Here is a 3,878-nt window from a genome sequence, read left to right as displayed (position 1 = left end):
CCCCAGCAGGTTTTGCTACAGTAGGGCTGTGACCAGCCGAAAACCATCCCTGAGCTGCATCAATACTGGCAATGGCGTGTCTAAAGTTGTATAACTCTGACTAGATTTATTCAGGCTGAGTTGCACGTATGTTGCACGAAGGGAACCACCACCATGGCCAAACGTCGAGGTTTCGGATCGATCCGCAAACTGCCGTCCGGTCGGCACCAAGCGCACTACCGCACCCTCACGGGAACCAAGATCACCGCACCGGCCACCTTCCCATCCAAGATTGAGGCTGAGATCTGGCTGTCGGATCGGCGCCGCGAAATTGATGCTGACCGGTTCGACCCGGCGGCCGGTCGTCGTCGCCAGAAGATCACCTTCGCCGACTACGCCCCCGAATGGTTGGACACTCGCCAGGTGGGCGGTAGACCACTGAAGGCCCAGACCCGTGGCCACTATCAGGGGATCTTGGACCGGGAGTTGCTGCCGGTGTTCGGCGCCAAGCTGTTGACCGGGATCACCGCCGCGGATGTCCGAAGCTGGTACGCCACCGCCCTGGCCGACAAGCCGACGATGCGCGCCCACGCCTACAGCCTGTTGCGCACCATCCTGACGACCGCGCTCGCCGACGAACTCATCGACACGCAGCCGTGCCGTATCCGCGGGGCTGGCCGAGTCAAGGCGCCCGTCCATCAGGTCACCCCGGCCACCATCGGCGAGATCGACGTAATCACGATGAAGATGCCGCCCCGGTTGCGACTCACCATCATCTGCGCGTCCTGGCTGGCCATGCGGCAGGGCGAAATCTTGGAACTCCGCCGCGGCGATATCGACATCGACAACGGGATCGTCCGCATCCGCCGGGGCCTCGTTCGGGTCGGCGGCCAGCGCCACACTGACACCCCGAAGTCGGCGGCTAGTTTCCGCGATGTCCACATTCCCCCGCACCTGGTCGACCGCTTCCGCGACCACCTGTTCGAGCACACCGCCCCCGGCGCCAATGCCCTACTGTTCCCGTCGCCGGTCGACCCGACACGGTGGCAGCAGACAAAAGAGCTGCTTCAGCACTTCTACATGGCGCGTGCCGCCGCCGGCCGCGACGATCTCCGATTCCACGATCTTCGGCACACCGGGGCAGTGCTGGCCGCATCGACCGGCGCCACCCTCGTTGAGCTGATGGCCCGCCTCGGTCACTCCACTGCCGCGGCAGCCATGCGGTATCAGCACGCTGCTGCTGACCGGGATAAGGCTGTGGCCGACGCCATGTCACGACTTGCACAGAGCTGAATGGATTTAGCGGTAACCTAGTAACACTGACGGGCCGCACCCCTAGACGGTAAATAGGAGCGGAGCACCCCGTCCCACGAGTCCGTCATCTGCTGTACGCCGGATACATCGGTCGCCTGGTTTGCCGAGGCACCCCTGTTGGCCCGGTCGGATTTCTCGACCCCTCCGACCCGACAGGGACACCATGACCAAAACCATCATCAAGCCGTCGTTGGCCAAGAAAAACGCAGCCCTAGATGACCGGCTGATCAGCGTCACCGATACGTGCGCCTATCTCGGTATCTCCCGTGCGACGTTCTACACCATGCTGACCGACGGCCGTTTACGCGCGTACAAGATCGGCCGCACCATCCGAGTGCGCATGTCCGACATCGAATCCGCTCTCCTGCCCTATGGGGGCGTCGATGTCACCGGATAAGCGGGAAGCCGGCGGCCGCGACAACCGCCGGACAACCCAACCAACAGAATCCACCACCACCGAGGGAGCGAATAGCCCCAGGATAACCGACCCTGCCCCAGGTCTGGGAGCGTATGACCCCTTCGACCCCGCGGCGCTGCGGGTGGATGCGGTGGCCGAGTACGACGTCGAACAAGTCCTGACCACCGTCCCGGTCCGCAAGCCCAAGAGAACGGAGTGGTTCCGGGTGCACCCGAGCCCGGACTACAGCTTGGACATGTCGCTACTGGAGCGGGAGAACGGTATGGACCGCGAGCCCTATCTGGTGACACCGGAGATCCGCCCGCTGGTGGCGACGGAGCTGAAGTTTGTTCGGTTGTTCACTGTGATGAATCGCCGAGGTTCGGTGTTCTTGTGGACGGTGAGTCTGCCCGGTGACGGTGATAACCGCATCCGCCGCATATCGGACTCAGCGCTGCAGGGTGCCGACCAGGCGAAGACCTTGTGGACGAAGTTGGCGTGGGACCGCGACTTGGGCGCCTATCAGATGTTCAGGGCCAAGGGTGATCTGGGCGACCCGCAGTGGCCTGACAAGTCGTTGCGGGACCTGATCGCGATCGCGTTTCGGTATAACCTGATCGACCGCGACGACCACGAGATCATCCGCGAGCTGGCCGGCGAGATCTAGATGTTGGGACTCCCGTTTCGGGAGGTGTGGCTCCTCGACTTCGAGTTCATCTCGGAGTCGGGGAGTTCACCCGTCCCGGTTTGCATGGTGGCGAGGGAGCTGGTCACCAACAAGCTGATCAGGTTGTGGCAGGGCGACCTTGGGTCCGAGCCGCCGTTCCCGATCGACGACGACACGTTGTTCGTCGCCTACTTCGCCAGTGCGGAGCTGGGTTGTTTCCTGCAGCTCGGCTGGCCGATACCGCCGCGGGTGCTGGACTTGTTCACCGAGTTCCGTAACGAGACCAACGGGTTGGCGCTGCCGGCGGGCCGGGGGCTGTTGGGTGCGCTCTCCTACCACGGCATCCCGGCCATCACCGCGGAGCAGAAGCACACGGAGCGCGACCTGGTTTTGCGTGGTGGCCCGTGGTCTACCACCGAACGCCGGCGCATTCTGGACTACTGCCAATCTGACGTTGACGTGATGGCGCCGCTGTTGGAGCGCATTCTGCCGGCCATCACGTCTCACCCCAAGGGTTTCGGTCAGGCATTACTGCGTGGCCGCTACATGGCCGCGGTGGCGCGCATGGAGCGGACCGGCGTGCCGATCGACGTGGACACGCTGGAACATCTGCGGGCCCGCTGGGATCTCATCAAGACCGATCTGATTGAGGTGATTGACAAGGACTTCGGGGTGTACGAGGGCACCACGTTCAAGTCCGGGTTGTTCGCCGGCTACCTCGCTGAGCACAACATCACCTGGCCGCGGACCCCGACGGGCCGTCTACAGCTCGATCAGGACACCTTCCGGGATATGGCCAAGCAGTATCCGTTCCTTGAGCCGCTGAAGGAGCTGCGGCACACCATGGGGGAGCTACGACTGGAGAATCTGGCGGTCGGGCCAGATGGCCGGAACCGGGTGCTGCTCAGTCCTTTCGGCGCGAGAAGCGGACGTAACACTCCGTCCAACAGCAAGTTCATCTTCGGGCCGAGCGTTTGGCTGCGCGGACTGATCAAGCCCGCTGAAGGGTTCGGTATCGCCTATATCGACTGGAAGTCCCAAGAGGTCTACATTGCCGCGGCGCTGTCTGGTGACCCGATTCTGTTGGACGCGGTGCAGTCCGGTGACCCATATCTGGCGTTCGGCAAGATGGCGAAGCTGATCCCGATGGACGCCACCAGGGCGACCCACCCTGCCGAGCGGGACCTGTTCAAGGTTTGCCTACTGGCGTCTAACTATGGGCAGCAGGCCGTTAGCTTGGCCGGGCGCACCGGGTTGTCGGTGATTGAGTCCGAGGACTTGTTGCGCAGGATGGCGCTCACCTTCCCGGTGTTCACCGCGTGGCAGGAGCAGATCATCAACACCGGGCAGCTGGCCGGGAACTTGTCCACGGTGTTCGGGTGGACGCTGCGGACGAACAACATCGCCAGGCCGTCTCAGCTACGTAATTATCCGATGCAGTCTAACGGCGCCGAAATGTTAAGGCTCGCTTGCTCTTTGGCAACGGAACGTGGTGTTCAGATCTGCTGCCCAGTGCATGAC

Annotated in this window: 4 protein-coding genes; all 4 read left to right on the top strand. The window is 63.0% G+C overall.

The genetic code is table 11. The annotated features are described in order from the left end of the window. The first annotated feature begins 153 nt into the window (after positions 1–153). Positions 154–1,272 (top strand): tyrosine-type recombinase/integrase, encoded by a 1,119-nt coding sequence (locus WAN02_RS08715; protein ID WP_422263755.1) that lies wholly within the window; start codon positions 154–156, stop codon positions 1,270–1,272. 184 nt (positions 1,273–1,456) lie between these two features. After that, positions 1,457–1,690, top strand: coding sequence for a helix-turn-helix domain-containing protein (locus WAN02_RS08710; RefSeq protein ID WP_422263754.1), 234 nt, complete (start codon positions 1,457–1,459; stop codon positions 1,688–1,690). After that, the gene (locus tag WAN02_RS08705; RefSeq protein ID WP_422263753.1) at positions 1,677–2,357 is read left to right on the top strand and encodes a hypothetical protein; all 681 of its coding nucleotides are present in this window, start codon (positions 1,677–1,679) and stop codon (positions 2,355–2,357) included. Before WAN02_RS08710 ends, WAN02_RS08705 begins: the two co-directional genes overlap by 14 nt. Beyond that, positions 2,358–3,878 (top strand): DNA polymerase (locus tag WAN02_RS08700; RefSeq protein ID WP_422263752.1); only part of this gene is annotated, 1,521 nt, incomplete at its 3' end.

Origin of the sequence: Mycobacterium sp., assembly GCF_049281135.1 — a bacterium.
Classification (GTDB): Bacteria; Actinomycetota; Actinomycetes; order Mycobacteriales; family Mycobacteriaceae; genus Mycobacterium.
This window is presented reverse-complemented; position numbering and strand designations above follow the sequence as displayed.